Genomic DNA, 18,879 nt, shown 5'->3' with positions numbered 1-18,879 from the left:
GAAAGAGAACCAGTTCCTAATCAAAGGGAATAATAATAATTCATTAAATTTTTTCGATCACAATTGCCGATGCACCTCCGCCACCGTTACAGATACCGGCTACACCGATTTTACCGTTCTTTTGATGAAGAACAGAGTTGAGTGTTGCAATTATCCTTGCCCCTGATGCGCCTAGTGGGTGACCAAGAGACACTGCACCACCGTAAACATTGAGTTTGTCGTTGTCTAAGTTCAGTTGTCTCTGATTTGCAATTGCCACCGCCGCAAAAGCTTCATTGATTTCATAAAAATCAACGTCATTTTCTGTTAAACCTGCATTTTTGATGGCTTTTGGAATGGCTAAAGCTGGAGCAGTTGTGAACCAGATCGGGTCTTGTGCAGCATCTGCAAAACCTCTGATTTTGGCTATTGGTTTAAGGCCTAATTCCTGCACTTTCTCTTTGCTTGCTAAAATCAATGCGGAAGCACCATCATTCATCGTAGAAGCATTGGCCGCAGTCACAGTACCTTCTTTATCAAAAACCGGTCTAAGGGAAGGGATTTTGTCAAACATGACATTTTTGAATTCCTCATCCTCATCGATGATGATGGTTTCACCTTTTCTTCCTGTGATTTCTACCGGAACCACTTCATCTTTGAAAGCTCCCGATTTCCATGCTTCAGCTGAGCGGGTATAGGATTGGATTGCATAAGTATCCTGATCTTCCCTGCTGATATTCATTTCTTTGGCTGTGTTGTCAGCACAGTTACCCATTGGGAATTTATAATAAACTTCGAAAAGACCATCTTTTGCCAATCCATCAACCAATTCAGCATTTCCGTATTTGTATCCGAATCTTGCTTTTGGTACATAATAAGGCACATTGGACATGCTTTCCATACCTCCTGCAACGACCAGGTCATTCTGACCGGTCATGATAGATTGGGCAGCAAACATAACCGCTTTCATACCTGAAGAACATACTTTGTTGACAGTAGTGCAGGGTACATTATAACCAATGCCAGCACCAATTGACGCCTGTCTGGCAGGAGCCTGTCCAAGATTAGCGGAAAGTACATTCCCCATGATCACTTCCTGAACCTCAGAAGGGTCAACGCCTGCTTTTTTTAAAGCGCCTTTGATAGCAATGCTGCCCAATTCGGTAGCAGAAAGACCTGATAATTTGCCTCCAAAACTTCCGAGCGGGGTTCTTACCGCAGATACGATATATACTTCTTTCATTTGGGTTTATATTTTAGATGTGAAATAATTCAAAGTTAATGTAGAGGATTAGACAATATTCAAGAACACTATTAGGTAAGCCTTGGTTTTAAACCAGAGAAGTTCTTGGCTAGATTACCAATCAGGTAAACCTTTATCTGGTCTCTTGGATGGTTTTTTAGTGTTTTGCTGAATATACCTCAACTCAGCAGCATTCATGGCTTCCAAAATTTGCGATGCCTGTTCTGGAGTAAGGTTCATTTCCTGAAGCTTTTCCTTCAGCTTCTCCATCGCTTTTTCTCTATCACTCAGGTCAGATTCAAGGTCGGAAGCTTCCTCTGACTCTTTTTCCTGTTGGGATTTCTCTCCCGTTTTATCTTCTTTTTTCTGAGATTCGGAAGCTTCATCTTCTTCGGTTTCCTCATCTCCCTCACCATCCTTTTTCTCCTGACTGTCTTTTTGTTGATCCTGATCCTGCTGCTCTTGTTGTTCGTCCTGTTGCTCTTCGTTTTCTCCTTGGTCCTGCTGCTCTTGTTCAGGGTTTTCTTCCAGCCATCTGCTTAACAGTTCATAATTGTATCTTGCCTGTTCATTTGTGGGATCTTTGATCAGAGAGTATTTGAAGGCAGCCAATGCTTCTTCATATTTATTCTGTTGCGCTAGGATTATTCCGTTTTGGTTAGATGCGAAAGAAGCCACAAAAGGATCGGAAGCGCTTAAAAGACTTTGATAAGTTCTCTGAGCTTCTTCCACTTGTTCATTATAATGGTAGCTTAATGCCAGATTGAAATTTGATGCAGGACTATTGATGCCAAAATCAGAAGATAATAAGAGGTGATTATTGACTGATTCGGCATAATCTGCCTCCGCATAACTTCTTGCAGCAGCCTTGATGGCGGTATTTTTCCTTCCGATTTCTGTCCAGGAAGAAGGTATCAATAGAAGGACAAATAGAAGAATTCTCAACATCATGTTTACTGTATAGACGGGATTACAATTTAATTGTTTTAAATGGAAGTATCATATCCAAAACTGCCAAACAGAGACCAACCAATAAGAAATAGAAGTATTTGTTGGCCGAAGCCTCAATCATACGGGAACCGGTAACTGTACCTTCTACACGCTCTATTGCCAGCATCAAATCCGGAATTTCCTGAACTTCATCTGACAACTCGAAATACTGGCCGGAAGTCTGTACTGCGATTGATTTCAAATTAGCAGATTCCAATCTACTGATTGCAGGTTGTTTGGTATTTGGATCTATAATCAACCCATTTCCTCTTGGGATTGTACTCCCTTGCGTAGTACCAACTCCCAGACTGAAAACGGTTATTCCTGCATCACTGAGTTTGGTTGTAATGTCTCTGAAACTATCGCCAAAATCTTCACCATCTGAAATCAGAATGATTGATTTTGACTTAACCTCATTATTTTCTTCTACCTCAAATTTATTCAATGCCAAAGTTAGTGGCGCGCTGAGATCAGTTCCCTGATTGGGGACCAAGCCAGTATTAAGCCCGTCTAGGTGTAATTGAAGTACATTTTGGTCAAAAGTCAGCGGGCATTGTATGAAGGCTTCTGAACTGAATATGATCAGTCCTATTCGGTCTCCAGCAAATCGTTTTACCAGGTTTTTCAGCTCAAACTTTATTCTTTGAAGCCTGTTAGGACCGATATCAGTAGCATTCATGGATTGAGAAAGGTCGATGGCTATGAATATGTCTTTACCCTCTTCTTTGATTTCCTTCATTGAGGTGCCAATGGAAGGACCTGACAGTGCTATCAAGAATAAAACAAAATAACTTGCCCTGAGCAGGAGTTTGATCAGTAACCTGTGTTTACTGACTTCCAGCTTTTTGTTTATTAAATAAAACCTGTATAAGTACACAAGATAAAGCAGTCCAAAAACAACTGCCAACCAAATTGTAAGCTCAATATCCGGAAATGCCCATATCATGGCCTGAAATTATAAAATATTGATGAAAAGAAAAGGATTAAGAAAATATTGATCTAATTTTCAACAGCCAAAGGCACTTATTCGTTACTCTATCAAAAGATTGCATAAACCATGAGATTTTTACCTGCTTTGCTAGGTTTTGTTTGTTTTCTATTCAGCTTTTCCGTGTACTCCCAATCCGATTCGATAATCCAAGGAACAGTCCTTGAGATAGGCAATGAGGATCCATTACCTGGGGCAAACGTATATTGGGAATCAGAGCCACAAAAAGGAGTGGTCACTGATATCAATGGTTTTTTTTCGATTAAGTCAATTGAATTGCCTGCCAAACTTGTTGTTTCCTTTATCGGATTTGAAGAGTCCATTCGGACCATTACTGTCAAGGATTTAGAAAAGCCATTGAGGTTTTTTCTGAAACCTGAGGAATTGTCTTTGGAGGAAGTAATCGTAAGGGATAGGATGCCGGACCAAAACGTCAAAGGTTTGGAAATGGGTAAATCTGTTGTCCCTATTGAAACGATCAAAAATATTCCCGCATTGTTTGGTGAGGTGGATTTATTAAGAAGTCTTCAGCTTTTGCCAGGTGTGCAAACAGCAGGAGAGGGAACTACCGGCTTATTTGTGAGAGGGGGTTCTGCGGATCAGAATTTGGTGCAAATTGATGGTGCGCCTATTTACAATCCCTCACATTTCTTTGGCTTCTTTTCAGTCTTTAACCCGGACGCACTTCAGGGAGTTGAATTTTATAAAGGGAACATCCCTGCAAATTTTGGCGGAAGGATTTCCTCTGTCATAGATGTGTCTTTGAAAGAGGGAAATTATCAAAAAATTAAGGGAGAAGGGGGAATTGGTACTATCAGTTCAAGGTTGAGCCTGGATGGACCTTTGTTTTCTGAAAAGAGTTCCTTTGCTATCTCAGCAAGAAGGACCTATGCGGATATGTTTCTTCGGCTTTCCCCTAATGAAGATATCAATAATAATGATCTGTATTTTTATGATTTGAGTGGGAAATTCACTTTCAGAATTGGTGAAAAAGATAAAATAAGTATTTCCAATTATTTTGGTTCAGATTTTCTTGGCCTTTCAGCGCAATTTGGGCTTGGATGGCAAAACTGGGTCAATTCAATTGTCTGGACCAGAAATATCAATGAGCAGGCATTTTTTGATCTGAACACTTATCATAGCCAATATAAATATGAAGTTGGGTTTTCAGACGAAGACAGTGGGTTCAAATGGGATAATGTGATTTCAGAATCAGGAATCAAGGCCCAATGGAATTTCCAACCCAATGAGCAATCTATCCTGCAATGGGGAGTACATTCACAATTGTATCATTTTGCTCCTGTCAATTTACAGCCTAGCGAGAATTCAGTGATTGATCCGATTGGTACCAATCCAAGGAATGGGCTTCAAAACAACTTTTTTATATCCGTTTCCTCCAACATCGGTGATAGGTTGAGGGTTGAAGGTGGTTTGAGATGGTCCATTTACAATCAAGTGGGTAAAGGGGTGAAGTATTTGTATGAGGGAGGAAACCCTTCCCCTGATGCTTCAATCTTGGACAGTATTGCATATGGCAGATTGGAGAATATGAAGTTTTACCAAGGTTTGGAGCCTCGGGCTTCATTTCGCTATTTGGTCAGCGATGATTTATCTATTAAAGGTTCGTACAACAGAAATTTCCAATTCGTTCAGGTAGCAACCAATAGTTCAGCAGGACTTCCTTTAGACAGGTGGATTCCTGCAGGCTTATATATACCTCCTATACGGGGAGATCAATATTCCATGGGATTATTCAAGAACTTGGCTAACGATAGATGGGAGTTGTCTTTAGAAGGGTATTACAAGGATTTTCAGAATATTATTGATCTCAGACCAGGTGCCAGTGTTTTGTTTACGGATAATGTGGAAACAGAAATATTGGCAGGAAAAGGATATGCTTATGGTATTGAGTTTTTGATCAGAAAAAATATTGGAAAAACCACCGGATGGTTGAGTTATTCCTATTCCAGGACTTGGAGAAAGATTGAAGGGATAAGTGAGAACAAATGGTACAATCCGAGGTTTGACAGACCTCATGATATTACTTTGGTTCTTAGCCATGAATTTTCCAAAAGATGGTCGGCCAATATGACTTTTGTGTACACCACAGGTCAGGCTGTCACTTTCCCAATTGGTTCTTATGAGGTGGACAATCAACGAGTGGCACTATATGGAAATGAAAGAAATAAGGACCGTTTCCCGGATTATCACAGAATGGATGCATCCGTTACCTGGAAAAACATCAATAAAGGAAGGAAGTGGAGAGGAAGTTGGAATTTCAGCGTTTACAATTTATATGGCAGAAAAAACCCCTTTTCTTACCAGTTTACGGATATCTTAAATGATCAGATCAATTTTGATACGAGTTCAGGGGAAGAAATATTCAGTAGAAGGCCTGGTGTTGTGATGACCTATTTGTTTACATTCCTGCCTGCGATTACCTATAATTTTGAGTTTTGATATGAGAAAGATAGTGTTGTTGATATTGGTTATAGTCCTTTATTCTTGTCAGGAAGAGGTATTCCTGGAGCTGAGAACAATAGACGCCAGACCTGTGATTGAAGGGGTTTGGACTAATTTGGGCAATGTCAATTATGTTAAGGTGACGCGTTCCCGTGATTTTTATGACGAAGATGCAAATGAAGTTATTATGGACGCCCAGGTTATGGTGACCAATTTGAGGAATGGACAGGTTGTACCTTTCAGGTTTTCCCATCAGGTCGACAGGTATCTGCCAATCAATAACATAGGTGGCATTATTGGAGATTCTTATCGCCTTTCAGTGAAGATTGGTGATGATGAATATCAGTCAGAGGGTATTTTGTTAGAACCTCCACGGTTGGATAGTATTACATACGAATTTAAGGATGAGCGCTTGTTTAGAGAAGAAGGATACTACTTGACCATGTATGGGGATATTCCTTTTACTGAAAATAATTTCTACAGGATCCGGGTCGTAAGGAATGACACCTTGCTGAATAGGAGGAATGATTACTTGTTATTTGATGATACTTTTGGCACTTCCATCTTAAATAGAGGGTTTGAATTGAATGGGTTTACTTTTCAGGAGAATGATAAAGTCAGATTGGAGCTTTTCCGACTCAATAGGGATGCTTTTGATTATTTGAATCAATTGGTCAGTTTGCTTTTCAATGACGGGGGCTTGTTCAGTCCGCCGCCTCAAAATCCAGAATCAAATATTAGATTGGTCAAAGGTGAGCTTGAACCTTTGGGATATTTTATGGTCAGCCCCATGCTGCATGAGACCATTGTGATTACTACAGATGAATGATTATTCTGATCAAAATCATAGGAGCTGTCTACAATTGATTACTTTTGCTCCATGATTGATTTTGACCTTAAAGGAAAAGTGGCAATAACCTGCAAAGACAGGTTTGCACCTTATTTGGAGCAGGAGTTATTGGAGTTGGGATTCAAGCCCAAAGAAGTTTTCCGTACCCATATAGAGTTATATGCTTCATTAAACGACTGCATTTATTTGAATCTTCATTTGCGTACAGCAAGTCATGTGCTTTATGAAATAAAATCTTTTTACCTGCACAAAGCAGATGATATATACAGAAGGGTCAAAGCATTGCCTTGGGAGGAATATATTGATGTGGATACTTACTTTTCAGTGGTTTCCCATGTCGATAATGAATCTGTGAACAATCCTTTATTTGTCAATGTCAAAATCAAAGATGCTATTGTAGATAGGTTTCGGGAGAAATTTGGAAGGAGACCTGACACAGGATCAAGTTTCGATGGGGCTGTATTTCAAATGTTCTGGAAAGAGACTCAGGCATCAATATATATCAATACCTCTGGTGAGACTTTGGCCAAACATGGCTACAGAAAAATCCCGGGCCACGCACCGATGTTAGAGGCTTTGGCGTCTGCTACCATTTTGGCGAGTGATTGGGATAGACACAGCCCATTTATTAATCCCATGTGCGGCTCAGGTACTTTGGCTATTGAAGCAGCCATGATTGCGACTGGTAGATATCCGGGATTGAACAGGGACCATTATGCTTTTATGTATATCTTAGGTTATGAAGAGGAGGTATATCAGAAAATCAGGGCGAAGATGGAAGCCAAAATCATGGAAAAACCAAATCTTAGGATTATTGCTTCTGATTTGAGTGAGCAGGCTATCCTGTTTGCCAAAGAAAATGCAGGAGTTGCAGGAGTGGAAGAAGTGATTGATTTTGAAGTATGTGACTTCGAAGAAACTTCTGTACCTGAGGGAGGGGAAGGAGTGGTATTTTTCAATCCTGAGTATGGAGAAAGATTGGGAGAGGAGGAAGAATTGGCTGCTACATACAAGCGGATGGGGGATTTCATGAAGCAAAAATGTGCTGGCTACAATGGCTTTATTTTCACGGGAAATATGGCTTTAGCAAAAAGAGTTGGCCTGAGAACATCCAGGAGAATTGAGTTTTACAATGGCACTATTGATTGCAGGCTTTTGAAATATGAGCTTTTCAGAGGGAAAAAGGATTAATTGATTTCCGCTATATGGTGATATTTATCTAACGATTTTGAAAGTGAAGAAATGAAAAGGGGCAGTCCACAAGATCTGCCCCTTTTCTTTGATTACATCTTGCCTGCGATGGCATCCATTTTTCTTTTTAGGTCCAGAATGGCAGCACTATATCTGTCATCCCACTCACTCAACCTGTCTTTAGATTTGATTTCAATTTCATATTGAATCCCCGGCAACACCCAGGAAGCATATCCGCTGAAGGGGTCATTGGAGGCATAAAGAGATCTGTACCAATTACCGAAATACATGCCTTTTGGATCGATAAAACTCTTTTCTAGCGCCAAGAGGTCTTTGTTGATCGTAGCAGCTTTTTTGCTGTCCAAATCGCCATTTTTCAAGGCCTCGTTTAGTTTGTTTTCTAAAGCTTCAGCACTTTGTCTCAGGGAAGTGATTACTTCTTTTGATTTTGCAAAACCATCAAAAGCAGCATGAAAGCCTTTCACACCTTTTTCAGCATTGGCAAAGTGGAGGTCAAGATCTATGGCATATCTGGTCAGGTGATAAGGGATAAGATCTGCATTGGCCAGTCTAAGAGCGATGATGCCAATTACTTGTTCTACTGTACCACCCATTTTAAAGCTTGGGTCTGCAAACTTCTCGTAGAAATACATGTCATCATAATTGGTGTGGTAAAGTGAGGGACCACCTGAGCCTCCATTAATCGAAGGAACGCCAACATGCATGTAGAAAGCTATATGATCAGAGCCTCCTCCTAAGTTTCCAATTACAGGTTCTTCTCTTTGTCCTGCCCAAACTTCATAAACTGTCTTGGCTGAATCCGGGTATGCCACCTCCTTAGCTGACTCCATGATGATTTTTTTCATGGTAGGAGAAGCGGATGCTCCAAAGTTTCTACCGCCTACAGCAGCATCCAAGTTGATATATGCGACAGCTTTGGCATTCAGTTCATCTCGTAATTGTTCTACCCACTCAGTTGACCCGATTACGCCATGTTCTTCCGCATCCCAATGTGCGATCATTATGGATCTGGATGGTCTGATTCCTTGCTCGGCCAATTTTCCAAGCGTCTCCGTCATGCTGAGTAACATGGCTGTGCCAGAGTTAGGATCTGTTGAACCGAAGGCCCAAGCATCATAATGACAACCCAGGATTACCCACTCATCAGGATTAGTAGCTCCTTTTAAAGTTCCTATAACATTGTTGGCTCTGACAAATCCTCTTTCCTGTTCTACTTTTAACCTTACCAATAGTTCAGGACCTCCTTCTAATCTGTAAGTGAAAGGAAGACCGCCCTGCCATCCAGCAGGAACTGGCTTGCCCTGCATTCTGCTCAGGATTTCCTGTGCAGAACCATAGGAAATAGGTGTGACAGGAATAGTATGAAGTCCTTTTACTTCTTCAGGCTTTAACCTGTTGATTTTGGTCTTGCTGTCCAAAGGAAGTGCAGGTTCAAATGGAGTCAAGGGATCACCTGTCCAGTCAACAGTAAGGAGTGAACCTCTTTGAATGGAGTTGTCATTGAACAGAAAGCCTTCTGGATATACCAATCCTCTTGGATAGCCCGAATCAGCTGGGTCAGTGAAGATGATGACACCTGCAGCACCGTATTGTTCTGCAAATTTTGCTTTATAGCCTCTGAAGTTGCCGCCATATCGGGCCAATACAATTTTACCTTTGAGGTCTATGCCGAGTTCTTTAAGCTTTTCAAAATCTGCTTTGGTTCCATAATTCGCATACACTACTTCAGCAGTGACATCTCCACTTCCTGAATAAGCATTCCAACCTTTTTGAAGGTCGGGATGGGTAGAGAAAGGATTTTCTTTGACAATATATTCCTGTTGATTGAGAGGTTTCCTTATAGGGTAGACCAGTTCAATTAAGGACTCTCCTTGTCCTTTGGTCATATACAAGTCATACGGATAAACTTTTACATCCCATCCAGCTTGCTTCATGCTTTCGACCATGTAATCCTTCACTTTTTCATTCGCTAAAGTCCCAGCTGGGTGCGGGTCAGAAGTGATGGCAGTTAGGTGTGTCTTAAATCTACTGAAATCAACGGTTTCTTTAAATTTCTTTTCAATTTGACGTTGTTTCTCATCTGTGTCCTTGGTGAAACCATCCAAGGTTTGCGCCTCTAGATGTAGGCTTAGTAATACCCCAAAAGTTAATGGAAGTAAATATCTTTTCTTCATAGACTTTGTTTTTTGGATTTGTCCATATACAAATATATCCAAAGCCTTTTTTACAGGGGCCTAATATTTTTGAGTGGTAGATATTTGTTTTGACCTGCTCAAAAAAAATCCCCCAGCATAGAAGGATGGGGAAATTTCTATTTTGATTAATTTAACAAGGTTTTTATTAGAACTTGATCACACTGCTATCTTGAGGTTTTTTCCGGTCTTCATCACTGATTTGTCATTGAAGGTAAAAGAACCCTGTGGAAATGATATTTCCGCCAGAGCCTTTGAAAAGGATGAAGTCTTTAAATTCCGCCAATTGTCTATGGGTCAGGGAAACAAAAGGGAATCCTTGGTTGACGACACCTGCACACCACGGCAATCTAAAGCTGATGGCTACATATCTGCCATTATTTGGGTAAATATAGAATAGCCCATTTTCCTTTTGAGTATTGTCCAAATGCAAGGGTAATTCATCGGACATTTCCTTGATCTATTTATTGGTGTTTTTGTCTCCAAATAAATTCAAATTTGCTTCTTTCAGATCACTTTCTCTAACTTTTTTATCCGAAATCACTCTTGGGAAAAACATCATCCAAACACTCTTTTTAGTGCCAGCCTGTGGTTAGAGCCTGCTCCGTGTAACATCATGACAAAAGGATAGGCTTTATTTCCATTAAATTTTTTGGAAAAATAGATAGCATAAGGCTGTTATGTGTCATCTGCATTGGAGTGAAAGGTGTGGACTTATGGTCCCTAAGGTATTTTTGAGCTGATAGTGATGTGGAAATCAACAGTGGGAAAGAAAATAAAAGGCAGGTAAAATAGTTTTTCATGAGGTCTAGGTTTAATTTAGTGCACAAGTGTAATAACATTTCTAAATACAAATAAAGTAACTTTTTATGTATCAAATACATAATGAAATATTCGCCCGATATGCAAAAAGATGAATCTGCTGAATTAAACCTAATTCCCCAATTAACATTGGATTGTGCCATATTTGGTTTTCATGATAATTCACTTAAGATATTGTTATTGAAATGGAAAGGTACTGAATATTGGAGTCTTCCCGGAGGTGTGATACATCAAGTTGAATCCTTGGATAGTGCCGCAAGTAGGGTGTTGAAAGAGCGCACAGGGTTGGATGAAATCTTTCTTAGGCAATTTCATACTTTTGGAAAGGTGGCGCGTTATGATGGAAATGAAATCAAAAAGAAGCTGGGACATTTGATAGACCCTTCTTTATGGTATGAAAGAGCGATATCGGTAGGATACTATGCCTTGGTGGATTTTGAAGCGGTTTTTCCCAATCCGGACACCTTGTCTGAAGAATGCAGATGGTGGGATTTGGCAGAGGTTCCTGAATTGCTTTTTGATCATCTTGATATTTTAGATAAGGCATTACATGCACTTCGCCTTGAGCTCAGTTTTCAGCCCATTGGGTTAAATCTTTTGCCGGAAAAATTCACAATGCCCGAGATGATGAGGTTGTATGAAAGTATCCTTGGTAAAAAAATCGATCCTCGGAATTTCCAGAAAAAAATCCTGAAATCAGGCATTGCCATCAGGCTGGACGAGGTCAAAAAAGGGGTAGCCCATAAGTCGCCTTTTTTATACAAATTTGATCCAGAAAGGTATGAAGAGGTGTTGAAAGAAGGTGGCTTGTTTTTTATTTAAGTCCAAGATTGTATCTTAACTGCTTCTAGATATTCATGTAATAATGACCAACTTCGAAACATCGAAAACACAAAACACCTTTTATTCATTGGCCATCTTTGTATTGATCATATGGATTATGAAAGTTGGGGCTACTATCCTAGTACCTTTGGTTTGGGGTGCTTTTTTTGCTTTCGCCTTGTTTCCAATTTCAAATTGGCTGGAAGAAAGGAGACTTCCGAGGGGGTTGGCTATAGCAATTACCTTAATATTGGTTTCCTCCCTTGCCATTACTGTTTTTTATGTGCTCACAGATCAGGTTATTGGATTGATTACCGATATTCCTGAAATTAAGGATTCGTTTGAAACTAAACTGAGTGGCTATATAGACCAAATTGAGGAGTTTTTGGGTCTAGGGGCCAGTATGGAATCCTCTTCAGGTTTGTTGAGTCAGGCTAATCTGGAAGCAGCATTGCTTGAGACAGGTAAATCCCTAGTTCTTTTAGGTGTGATTCCTTTGTTTATTTTTCTGATGCTTTATTATAGAGATTTTTTTGTGGAATTTTTGAAGAAACTTTCCAAGACGGGAGAGCCTCCAGTCTTGAGTTTCATCAAAGAATCCGGATCAGTGATACAGTCCTATCTTTTGGGGATGTTGATGGTGACCATTATTGTAAGTGTGATTTCAGGAATTGTTTTTTATTTTTTAGGCATCAAATATTTCTTACTATTTGCTGTATTCATTGCTGTGATGAACCTGATTCCTTATGTGGGAGTACTACTAAGCTCCTTTTTGTTGGTTTTTTATGTATTGCTCACTACGGAAAGTCTTTTTTATCCATTGACCACACTTTTCATGTTGTGGTTGATTCAGTTGGTTGAAAATAACCTCATCACCCCAGTAGTAGTTGGGGCAAGAGTCAGGGTAAATGCCTTTGCAGTTATTATGGCTATATTGTTGGGAGGCTTTATTTGGGGTGTTTCTGGAATGATTTTATTTATTCCTATGGCAGGTCTTCTAAAGATTACTTTTGAAAGAATTCCTTCTTTAGCTCCATATGGGTATTTGTTAGGGGATAATTATCCTGTAATTGAAAAGCATGAGAATTTCTACAAAAAAATGATCAGGAAAATCAAAACAAAAAGGGGTGTTTAAATCCACTTAATTGATTATTGGCAGGATAAAGGATTTACGTATTTTCCCTATTACCGGTAATCTGATTTGATTTTACCAATTAGTTCTTCAAAATAACTTCCACTTACTGGTATTTTCGTATTACCAATGTGCAGTTGGTGTTTTTCTATTTTGTCAATTTTCTTTGCATTGACCAGAAAGGAACGATGTGTTTTCAGGAAGTGTGATGGAAGTATTTTCTCAGTTTCAGCCAAAGTCATTCTGCTGAGTATTTTTTTGTTAGGGGTCTGAAAGTTCACATAGTTACCGTTTGCTTCGCAGTACAATAATTCATCAAAATTGATTTTCACCTGTTCGAAACCTGTTTTGATAAAAATAAAATCAGAAGCGTTTTTTTGACCATGTTTCAATTCAAACCATTCCTGGGCTTTTTGACAGGCTTTTAAGAATCTGCTGAGATTGAATGGTTTCAATAAATAGTCGATGGCATCCAGTTCAAAACTTTTGACAGCATGCTCAGAATATGCAGTGGTAAAAATGATCATGGTTTCATTTGGAATCAAAGTGGCAAATTCCATCCCGGAGATATCCGGCATTTTGATATCTAGGAAAATCAGGTCCACAGGATTTGATTTAATATACTCCATTGCTTTAATCGCATTGGTAAAAGTTTCTTTTAATTCTAAAAATGGGACTTTGGAAGCGTGTGCCTTCACAACTTCCAAAGCCATGGGTTCATCATCTATAGCTATTGCCGTAAGCATTAGGGCAAGTATTTTAAATATTAGAAATCAGATTTTAAGGCCAACCAAGACCTTTTAAGATTTTTAAATTGATAGATTGTAGAAATTTTAAATCTTTCCATTTCTCTATTTTTGATCCTTGTATCTTATGCCTTGTGTCTAAGGTCTATTTTCAAAGTTTCACACTCAAATGTACAAAATACTCCAATTCATTTTCCCTCACCACTAATTCATGTTTACTGGGATAGAGTAGGTTCAGTCTTTGTTTTACATTTTCAAGTCCAATGCCTGATGATTTTTTTTCAGGATCCTCATCATTGCTGCGGTGGATGCTGTTGTTCACATCCAGATGAACAGACCCATCTAAGCACCTCAAGCTGATTTTCACCCATGATTTTTTCTGGAGGCTAATCCCATGTTTGAAGGCATTTTCTACAAAAGGGATCAGCAACATCGGGGCAATCTCACCTGTGCATCCTTCTTCAGTTCGGTTAAATATGATTTCGATATTTTCCTGGTCTTTAATCCTGAGGTTTTGGAGATCCACATAATTGACCAGGTATTCTTTTTCTCTGATCACAGGAATTTTATCCTGATTGTTTTCATGAAGCATAAACCGCATCATATCCCCCAATTTTTGAATCCCTTCGGAAGTTCTTTCAGCATTTTCCTGCAAAGCAGTGCCGTAAAGTGTATTCAAGGCATTGAAAAGAAAGTGAGGGTTGATCTGGGAGCGTAGAAATGCGAGGTTTGCGGATCCCTGATCTACTTTTAGGGTAAGGGTATTCAGTTGGCTCAGGTAATTCTCGTATTTTTTGAAAAAGAAATTGGAGAAAGGAATGATGATGGCCATCATGAAGACAATCAAAATCAATCCTACAATTAAGGCTTCGCCGGCATTTTCTGCAATGGCTATTCCGATAAATATTCCCGCCATGATCACTACCAAGAAGACATAATAGGCTGTCGATTCTCCTTTTCTGCCTTGTTTCTTCAAACTGTAAATCAAAAAGAAGTTGTAAATCACTACACCGATTATCGAAGGCAGAATGATCACAAAGAGGACAGCAACGGCCTCTCCGGCTATTCTCTGGAATTGTAAGAGAAAAATGACCACAAAGAGATAAATCAGCAGAAAGCGCAGGAAATTATAGAGTCTGAAATCTTTTTCCTCTTTTGACAGTAAGATTTGATTGAGGATGTAAATGATGGCGCCATAGCCGGCATAAATGGCCAAGGTGTTGAAATAAAATGGCATCAAAAAATCTGAGGTGAAGTCAGCCGAAACTGAAAATGCCCCAATTAAAATGAAGGACCCCATGAAAATCAGAAGGGTATAGATGATCAATTTGGCTTTTCTTCTGTCTTTTTGGTAGTTAGGAAGTACCTTCATATGAAACATAAAGAAGGAGGCCATAAAAATCAAAGGGATGAATATTTTGGCAAAATAGATGGTACCCTGTTGGCTGTTCAGGTTGAAAACAGGAGTGGAGATTACATTCGAAAGAATGATGCTGACAAAGAGAAAGGTAATTACCCACCATTCGATTTGTCTAAAAGGTAAAATATGGTCTTTCATAGATTGTTGAATATAGAATCTGTTTGTGAAATTTGGATGTCTTTTGAAAAATTGCTTTGAAATGCTTCTTGATCAGGTTGGCTACTCGTATGAAAACTGATGACAAGATTGTATATCAGGCCACAGATAATCAGAAAGTAGTATGCCATCTTTTGTCTGTTCATAGGTTCAAATCATTTTCAGGAACAAGGATAGTCCAGCTTTTAGAACCCATCAAAAAAATGTGACGAAGTAGGAGGGAAATGGGACGAAATGATCAATTGATCTCTTATTCCAATTTACCTGAATTTTGATGTTGGGGATTATGGACTGATTGATCCGCTTAGGTCTTTTCAATGAGCAGCAGAACTAGCAGTCCCGTGCCAATGGCAATTCCGAAACTGAGCAGAGTGCCTATTAGGATGTATTCGGTAAGTTTTCGGTCTTTGGATTCTTTTAAATCGCCAAACCGGAAGACTGATTTTGCAGCAATTAAAAAACCGATTGCTTCCCATTTACCGACCAAAATGAAAGAGAATACCAAAATACGCTCCAGGATACCTATATATTTTCCGGCATTATTGAGGGATTCATCTTCGTTTTGAGACAGGGTTTTGGACCAATTCGCCATCAAAACCTGAATGAGTATACCTGTCACAACTGTTAAAAAAAGGATTGCAGTGATGTAAATCCAGATATTCGAGTTTCTCGTCCAAACCTTGAGTGGAAGCTCAGGATCAAACCAGAAGAACCAAAAAACAAGAATGCTGAAAATGTGTGTGATCTGATCTGCAAAAAACCAGCTTGTTTTTGTTTTATCGTTTTGTAGGTAAAGCTTAATCAAATCAATCACTCCATGCGTAAGCATCAGTAAAAGGGCCAATAACCAGTATTTGAAATCCCATAGTAGAACCCATACAAGCAATCCGTGGATCAGGATATGAAGATAGAGCCAAGGAGATAAGGCTTTTTTCTCCTCTTTTTGAATAACCCATGACTTGGGTTGGAGCAAAAAATCCCCAATTAAGTGTGCCAAAAACAGCTTTATCAAAAAGATCATTTCAGTTTACTTTTGATTTTCTTGTTAAACATCTTTTCAACCTCCAGTAATTCATCTGTATGGGCCCTGTTCCAACGCAGACTTACCCCGCTTTGCTTGATGCCTAGAATTTCACCTATCTCGGTCTGCGTAAATCCTGGGTTTTTGAGGGCGATTTCTATGATCTCAGCTGATGAGATAGACCATTTATCCATAAACGTATCTGCCAGTTTGAGGTAAAGGTTCAATTCCTCATCCAGTTCAGGCCATGGGCTTTTTACCCCAATGCTTCTACCTTGCTTCTTCAGCTGATCAAATTGTTCTCCTGCATGGATGAATGCAGGGCCATTGCTTTCTGATACTCGTTTTCCAGTATAGGTTTTTTCACCTATTCCGATAGCCATCCTGACATCTAGGGTGCTTATTTTTTTACTTTCCTGAACAGGTTGAATTTTTTTTATGAGTGCTTTTATTTCCAGTGCTTTTTTAAGTGCTTCTTCCGGATTGGCCACTTCTATCTGAAAAAAATCTCCCCATACCAGTTCCCATTTTTCAGGTGTTTTCCCCCAAGAACCTAATAGTTTTTTTAATGGGATTAACCATTTTTCCTGATCCAAAAGCTTTCTGGAAGCCGTAATGTCACCTTTTATCACTGAAATCATATTCTTTCTTGTTATTCAGATGGAAGATATCTGTTATTGTTTAAAAAAGCAATAATATGAAATATTGCTTAATTTTGCAATTTTTTTATATATTGCTTAATTAAGCAATAAAATTGAGTATTGGTAAATAAGACAATTATTGGATTTATTTGATTTAGGTGATTTTCAAGAAATTGAAAGAATATTCAGCTGTGATTTCATGATTAGACCCATTAATTTGTCTTAATAGCCCTATTACTTTTAAGTTGATTGCCTATCTTCGAAGATTATGAAAAAAAAACTAATTATAAATGACACGTCATTCCATCATCGCCTTAAGCCTGATCTTATTATGTTTCTCTTGCGGGAAAAAGGAAAAAGATGCAACAAATGAAGGATTAAGGACTGTTTCAGATATAGCTGTCCCTGGAATGGTCCTGATACAAGGTGGGGATTTTTCAATGGGGACAAATGACCTCAATTCCTACCCGAGCGAAAGGCCGGCTGTGCAGAGAAAAGTGGAAAGTTTTTGGATGGATGAGACGGAGGTGACCAATAAGCAGTTTGCTGCTTTCGTCGAAGCAACGGGCTATGTGACAGTTGCGGAACGCAAACCTGATTGGGATGAGATGAAATTGACTTTGCCTCCAGGGACGCCAAAGCCCGATGAGTCTTTGATGGTAGCAGGATCTTTGGTTTTTGTGGCCCCAGAAGGAGCGGTAAGTTTAAACGATATCAGTCAGTGGTGGCAATGGGTTCCCGGTGCCAGCTGGAAGCATCCGGAAGGCCCAGATTCTGATCTAAAAGGGAGAGAAACTCACCCAGTAGTCCATATTGCACTGGAAGATGCAGAGGCTTACGCCAAATGGGCCGGGAAAAGATTGCCCACAGAGGCAGAATGGGAATATGCTGCCAAAGCCGGGAAAAATACACGCTTTCCATGGGGGGATGAGCTTATTCTAGGAGGCCAGTTTAAGGCCAACACTTTTCAGGGAAGTTTTCCTCACCAAAATGAAGCTATCGATGGATTCATGGGTACTTCTCCTGTCCGTTCATTTGTGCCAAACGATTTTGGTCTTTATGATATGATCGGGAATGTCTGGGAATTGACTGCAGATTGGTTTGATGCCGCGGCATTTCTGAGAGAAAAAGCCATGGCTCCACCTTTGGATACCGCTATGTCCAAATGCTTCAATCCAGAAAACCCATACGCCATAGAAAAAGTCATCAAAGGAGGGTCCTTCCTTTGCGCAGATGATTATTGCATCAATTACCGCCCAAGTGCCAGACGGGGGCAAGATGTCTATTCCGGCACTTCCAATGTGGGATTCAGGTGTGTGAAGGATCTTTAATTATACCAAGAACAAAGTACCATGTACCAAGTATAGGGAATCTAAATATCCCAATCCCGAATAGGGGACAAGTTATCCAATATCGATTAATATCTATTTCAAGTTATTTCATCCTTACTTCCATCATATTTCAATATCAAGAATATCCAATATCCCAATATCTAATATCAATCAATATCCCTTCTGCCCGGCTTCCTAGCATTCGTAGTTTCTAACCAGTTCATTAATTTTGATTGGAGATAATTGGCTTTTTCTACTTCTTTCTTGGCAAGGTCGTGGCGCTCTCCTAAGTCATTTGTAAGATCATAAAGCTCTATGCGTTGATCTTCATAGAAATAGATCAATTTCCAGCCATCTTCCTGAATTGCGGAGCCCGGATTTCCTCCTTGATTGCCATAATGGGGGTAATGCCAGTAAAGGGCATCTCTTGAAATTGATCTGGATTCATTTAGAAAAAAATGACATTTAACTGAAAGTATTACTAGTTAAAACAAAAAGAGGTCTATCGGACCTCTTTTTTTGTGCGCACGAGAAGATTCGAACTTCCACACCCGAGGGCGCTGCCGCCTGAAGACAGTGCGTCTACCAATTTCGCCACGTGCGCTTTTAATAAACAAAAATACCCGAAAGTATCGGGTATTTTTTGAATTGAGAAATTTTGAAGTCGGGGTGGCAGGATTCGAACCTACGACCTCCACATCCCAAATGTGGCGCGATACCGGGCTACGCTACACCCCGAACAAAAAAGGATTCCTTGGAATCCTTTCGCAGAGAGTGGGGGATTCGAACCCCCGGTACGGAATTACCCGTACGACAGTTTAGCAAACTGCTGGTTTAAGCCACTCACCCAACTCTCTATTACCTTAATATT

General features: G+C 39.6%; 16 protein-coding genes and 3 tRNA genes. 6 read left to right on the top strand and 13 right to left on the bottom strand.

Annotated elements, in window-relative coordinates; translation table 11 throughout:
• Positions 1-43 precede the first annotated feature (43 nt).
• From ACFFIP_RS00365 to ACFFIP_RS00355, 3 genes are all read right to left on the bottom strand, one after another.
• The gene (locus ACFFIP_RS00365; protein WP_382385567.1) at positions 44-1,222 is read right to left on the bottom strand and encodes an acetyl-CoA C-acyltransferase; all 1,179 of its coding nucleotides are present in this window, start codon (positions 1,220-1,222) and stop codon (positions 44-46) included.
• Between the two features lie 114 nt (positions 1,223-1,336).
• Positions 1,337-2,173, bottom strand: coding sequence for a tetratricopeptide repeat protein (locus ACFFIP_RS00360; protein ID WP_382385566.1), 837 nt, complete (start codon positions 2,171-2,173; stop codon positions 1,337-1,339).
• 19 nt (positions 2,174-2,192) lie between these two features.
• Positions 2,193-3,158 (bottom strand): vWA domain-containing protein, encoded by a 966-nt coding sequence (locus ACFFIP_RS00355; protein WP_382385565.1) that lies wholly within the window; start codon positions 3,156-3,158, stop codon positions 2,193-2,195.
• 111 nt (positions 3,159-3,269) lie between these two features.
• On the opposite strand from ACFFIP_RS00355, the gene ACFFIP_RS00350 reads away from it, so the two are divergent.
• The 3 genes from ACFFIP_RS00350 to ACFFIP_RS00340 are packed head-to-tail and all read left to right on the top strand — an operon-like array spanning position 3,270 to position 7,704.
• Positions 3,270-5,660, top strand: coding sequence for a TonB-dependent receptor (locus tag ACFFIP_RS00350; RefSeq protein WP_382385564.1), 2,391 nt, complete (start codon positions 3,270-3,272; stop codon positions 5,658-5,660).
• A 1-nt stretch (position 5,661) separates the two neighbouring features.
• Positions 5,662-6,492, top strand: coding sequence for a DUF4249 family protein (locus tag ACFFIP_RS00345; RefSeq protein ID WP_382385563.1), 831 nt, complete (start codon positions 5,662-5,664; stop codon positions 6,490-6,492).
• A 51-nt stretch (positions 6,493-6,543) separates the two neighbouring features.
• Entirely contained in the window at positions 6,544-7,704 is a 1,161-nt protein-coding gene (locus ACFFIP_RS00340) for a THUMP domain-containing class I SAM-dependent RNA methyltransferase (RefSeq protein ID WP_382385562.1), read from the top strand.
• A gap of 92 nt (positions 7,705-7,796) precedes the next feature.
• Here ACFFIP_RS00340 and ACFFIP_RS00335 read toward each other — a convergent pair whose 3' ends face one another.
• Both ACFFIP_RS00335 and ACFFIP_RS00330 read right to left on the bottom strand, forming a co-directional pair.
• Complete coding sequence (locus tag ACFFIP_RS00335) at positions 7,797-9,899, bottom strand: M28 family peptidase (protein WP_382385561.1); 2,103 nt, start codon at positions 9,897-9,899, stop codon at positions 7,797-7,799.
• A 223-nt stretch (positions 9,900-10,122) separates the two neighbouring features.
• Entirely contained in the window at positions 10,123-10,368 is a 246-nt protein-coding gene (locus tag ACFFIP_RS00330; protein WP_382385560.1) for a hypothetical protein, read from the bottom strand.
• 434 nt (positions 10,369-10,802) lie between these two features.
• Here ACFFIP_RS00330 and ACFFIP_RS00325 point away from each other — a divergent pair, with 434 nt between their 5' ends.
• Positions 10,803-11,561, top strand: a complete 759-nt coding sequence (locus ACFFIP_RS00325; RefSeq protein ID WP_382385559.1) for an NUDIX hydrolase — start codon at positions 10,803-10,805, stop codon at positions 11,559-11,561.
• A gap of 43 nt (positions 11,562-11,604) precedes the next feature.
• A complete protein-coding gene (locus tag ACFFIP_RS00320; RefSeq protein ID WP_382385558.1) occupies positions 11,605-12,696 on the top strand; it encodes an AI-2E family transporter in 1,092 nt (363 codons plus the stop codon).
• A 50-nt stretch (positions 12,697-12,746) separates the two neighbouring features.
• On the opposite strand, the gene ACFFIP_RS00315 is transcribed toward ACFFIP_RS00320, so the two are convergent.
• The 4 genes from ACFFIP_RS00315 to ACFFIP_RS00300 all read right to left on the bottom strand — a co-directional run bounded on the left by ACFFIP_RS00315 (position 12,747) and on the right by ACFFIP_RS00300 (position 16,677).
• Positions 12,747-13,439: a LytR/AlgR family response regulator transcription factor gene (locus tag ACFFIP_RS00315; RefSeq protein WP_382385557.1), complete on the bottom strand. Its 693-nt coding sequence runs from the start codon at positions 13,437-13,439 to the stop codon at positions 12,747-12,749.
• A 151-nt stretch (positions 13,440-13,590) separates the two neighbouring features.
• Positions 13,591-14,997 carry a sensor histidine kinase gene (locus ACFFIP_RS00310; protein WP_382385556.1) on the bottom strand — a complete coding sequence of 469 codons (1,407 nt, stop codon included), beginning with the start codon at positions 14,995-14,997 and terminating at the stop codon, positions 13,591-13,593.
• A 322-nt stretch (positions 14,998-15,319) separates the two neighbouring features.
• A complete protein-coding gene (locus ACFFIP_RS00305; protein WP_382385555.1) occupies positions 15,320-16,036 on the bottom strand; it encodes a DUF3307 domain-containing protein in 717 nt (238 codons plus the stop codon).
• Positions 16,033-16,677, bottom strand: coding sequence for a hypothetical protein (locus ACFFIP_RS00300; protein WP_382385554.1), 645 nt, complete (start codon positions 16,675-16,677; stop codon positions 16,033-16,035). The genes ACFFIP_RS00305 and ACFFIP_RS00300 overlap by 4 nt, the downstream gene beginning before the upstream one ends.
• A gap of 290 nt (positions 16,678-16,967) precedes the next feature.
• Here ACFFIP_RS00300 and ACFFIP_RS00295 point away from each other — a divergent pair, with 290 nt between their 5' ends.
• Positions 16,968-18,008, top strand: a complete 1,041-nt coding sequence (locus ACFFIP_RS00295; RefSeq protein WP_382385553.1) for a formylglycine-generating enzyme family protein — start codon at positions 16,968-16,970, stop codon at positions 18,006-18,008.
• Between the two features lie 167 nt (positions 18,009-18,175).
• Here ACFFIP_RS00295 and ACFFIP_RS00290 read toward each other — a convergent pair whose 3' ends face one another.
• The 4 genes from ACFFIP_RS00290 to ACFFIP_RS00275 all read right to left on the bottom strand — a co-directional run bounded on the left by ACFFIP_RS00290 (position 18,176) and on the right by ACFFIP_RS00275 (position 18,865).
• Positions 18,176-18,487, bottom strand: a complete 312-nt coding sequence (locus tag ACFFIP_RS00290) for a sulfatase/phosphatase domain-containing protein (protein WP_382385666.1) — start codon at positions 18,485-18,487, stop codon at positions 18,176-18,178.
• A 43-nt stretch (positions 18,488-18,530) separates the two neighbouring features.
• Positions 18,531-18,612 (bottom strand) — tRNA-Leu (locus ACFFIP_RS00285).
• Between the two features lie 60 nt (positions 18,613-18,672).
• Positions 18,673-18,746, bottom strand: a tRNA-Pro gene (locus ACFFIP_RS00280).
• A 30-nt stretch (positions 18,747-18,776) separates the two neighbouring features.
• Positions 18,777-18,865 (bottom strand) — tRNA-Ser (locus ACFFIP_RS00275).
• Positions 18,866-18,879: the final 14 nt, after the last annotated feature.

It is taken from the genome of Fontibacter flavus (assembly GCF_042432905.1).
Taxonomy (GTDB): Bacteria; Bacteroidota; Bacteroidia; order Cytophagales; family Cyclobacteriaceae; genus Fontibacter; species Fontibacter flavus.
This window is presented reverse-complemented; position numbering and strand designations above follow the sequence as displayed.

What these genes read in the sequence shown, in the direction of transcription:
- ACFFIP_RS00365 (WP_382385567.1), bottom strand. Translation starts at nt 1,222, where the DNA reads ATGAAAGAAGTATATATCGTATCTGCGGTAAGAACCCCGCTCGGAAGT.
- ACFFIP_RS00360 (WP_382385566.1), bottom strand. Translation starts at nt 2,173, where the DNA reads ATGATGTTGAGAATTCTTCTATTTGTCCTTCTATTGATACCTTCTTCC.
- ACFFIP_RS00355 (WP_382385565.1), bottom strand. Translation starts at nt 3,158, where the DNA reads ATGATATGGGCATTTCCGGATATTGAGCTTACAATTTGGTTGGCAGTT.
- ACFFIP_RS00350 (WP_382385564.1), top strand. Translation starts at nt 3,270, where the DNA reads ATGAGATTTTTACCTGCTTTGCTAGGTTTTGTTTGTTTTCTATTCAGC.
- ACFFIP_RS00345 (WP_382385563.1), top strand. Translation starts at nt 5,662, where the DNA reads ATGAGAAAGATAGTGTTGTTGATATTGGTTATAGTCCTTTATTCTTGT.
- ACFFIP_RS00340 (WP_382385562.1), top strand. Translation starts at nt 6,544, where the DNA reads ATGATTGATTTTGACCTTAAAGGAAAAGTGGCAATAACCTGCAAAGAC.
- ACFFIP_RS00335 (WP_382385561.1), bottom strand. Translation starts at nt 9,899, where the DNA reads ATGAAGAAAAGATATTTACTTCCATTAACTTTTGGGGTATTACTAAGC.
- ACFFIP_RS00330 (WP_382385560.1), bottom strand. Translation starts at nt 10,368, where the DNA reads ATGTCCGATGAATTACCCTTGCATTTGGACAATACTCAAAAGGAAAAT.
- ACFFIP_RS00325 (WP_382385559.1), top strand. Translation starts at nt 10,803, where the DNA reads ATGAAATATTCGCCCGATATGCAAAAAGATGAATCTGCTGAATTAAAC.
- ACFFIP_RS00320 (WP_382385558.1), top strand. Translation starts at nt 11,605, where the DNA reads ATGACCAACTTCGAAACATCGAAAACACAAAACACCTTTTATTCATTG.
- ACFFIP_RS00315 (WP_382385557.1), bottom strand. Translation starts at nt 13,439, where the DNA reads ATGCTTACGGCAATAGCTATAGATGATGAACCCATGGCTTTGGAAGTT.
- ACFFIP_RS00310 (WP_382385556.1), bottom strand. Translation starts at nt 14,997, where the DNA reads ATGAAAGACCATATTTTACCTTTTAGACAAATCGAATGGTGGGTAATT.
- ACFFIP_RS00305 (WP_382385555.1), bottom strand. Translation starts at nt 16,036, where the DNA reads ATGATCTTTTTGATAAAGCTGTTTTTGGCACACTTAATTGGGGATTTT.
- ACFFIP_RS00300 (WP_382385554.1), bottom strand. Translation starts at nt 16,677, where the DNA reads ATGATTTCAGTGATAAAAGGTGACATTACGGCTTCCAGAAAGCTTTTG.
- ACFFIP_RS00295 (WP_382385553.1), top strand. Translation starts at nt 16,968, where the DNA reads ATGACACGTCATTCCATCATCGCCTTAAGCCTGATCTTATTATGTTTC.